We start from the raw sequence: 1,057 nt of genomic DNA, 5'->3' as shown, positions 1-1,057 counted from the left end.
GATCGCGAGCCGGTTCCGTATCTGCGCATCCCGGAGAATGGATGCCGTGAACCCGCCCGTCTTCATCATCCCGCTGTGGGCCGATCTCACCGCCGTCGCCCTCGGTGGCGTGCAGGGTGCCCTGTTCGCCTCGGGCTTCCAAGGGCAGCGGCGGCTCGACCTCCTCGGCGTCGCGATCATCGGCATCCTGCTCGGGATGGGCGGTGGATTGATTCGCGATCTGCTTCTCGGGCTCACTCCCGCGACCCTCCAGAACAACTGGTACCTGATCACCGCGACCGTCGCGGCTCTCGTCGGCATGCTGTTGTCGGGGCTCTTCCAACGGCTGAACCGCGCCATCGTCATGCTGGACGCGGTCGTCATCGGGCTCTTCGGGGTGTTCGGGACCAGCAAGGCGCTCGCCCTGGGACTGCCGGCCGTTCCAGCCGTCTTCGTCGGTGTTCTCGCGGCCGTCGGGGGCAGCGTCCTCCGTGACGTGCTCATGGGACTGCCCGTCGCGATCATGCACGTCGGCTCGCTCTACGCCGTGGCCGCGGGCGGCGGGTGCGCGGTCGTCGCGACAGCGTCCGCCTTCGGGGTCCCGCTCCCGATCGCCGCGGTCATCGGATTGGTGGTCACCACGGTCGTGCGTGTTCTGGCCGTGATCTTCGACCTCTCCCTGCCGGAGCAGCGGAAGCTCTATCGCCGCAAGGTCGCGGTCGAGACGACGGGCATCCCGATCATCCGGACCGACGACGACGCCGCTGGATAGACTCGCGACCATGCTCGGTCTCGACGGCGACGAGGATGACACCGCGGTCGCTCCCCTCGACGGCATCGTCGTCGCCGATTTCTCGCGGGTCCTCGCCGGCCCTCTCGCGACGATGACCCTCGCCGATCTCGGCGCGCGCGTGATCAAGGTGGAGCGTCCCGGCACCGGCGACGACACGCGGGTGTGGGGGCCGCCGTACGCTCCGTCGGGGATGACGACGTATTTCGAGTCCGTCAACCGGGGAAAGAGCTCGGTCGTCCTCGACCTGCGCGATCCGGAAGACCACGCGCGCGCCGAGGCGCTCAT

2 protein-coding genes are annotated in these 1,057 nt (G+C 68.8%); both read left to right on the top strand.

Annotated features, from left to right (window positions below):
• Positions 1 to 37 precede the first annotated feature (37 nt).
• Positions 38 to 751 carry a trimeric intracellular cation channel family protein gene (locus tag NS220_RS18690; RefSeq protein ID WP_058625459.1) on the top strand — a complete coding sequence of 238 codons (714 nt, stop codon included), beginning with the start codon at positions 38 to 40 and terminating at the stop codon, positions 749 to 751.
• 10 nt (positions 752 to 761) lie between these two features.
• On the top strand, positions 762 to 1,057 hold a 296-nt coding region (locus tag NS220_RS18685), incomplete at its 3' end, for a CoA transferase (protein ID WP_193755428.1).

Origin of the sequence: Microbacterium testaceum, assembly GCF_001476655.1 — a bacterium.
In the GTDB taxonomy this organism is placed as follows: domain Bacteria; phylum Actinomycetota; class Actinomycetes; order Actinomycetales; family Microbacteriaceae; genus Microbacterium; species Microbacterium testaceum_C.
Note: the sequence above shows the minus strand (reverse complement) of the source record. Positions and strands in the feature narration are given on the sequence as shown.

What these genes read in the sequence shown, in the direction of transcription:
- NS220_RS18690 (WP_058625459.1), top strand. Translation starts at nt 38, where the DNA reads ATGGATGCCGTGAACCCGCCCGTCTTCATCATCCCGCTGTGGGCCGAT.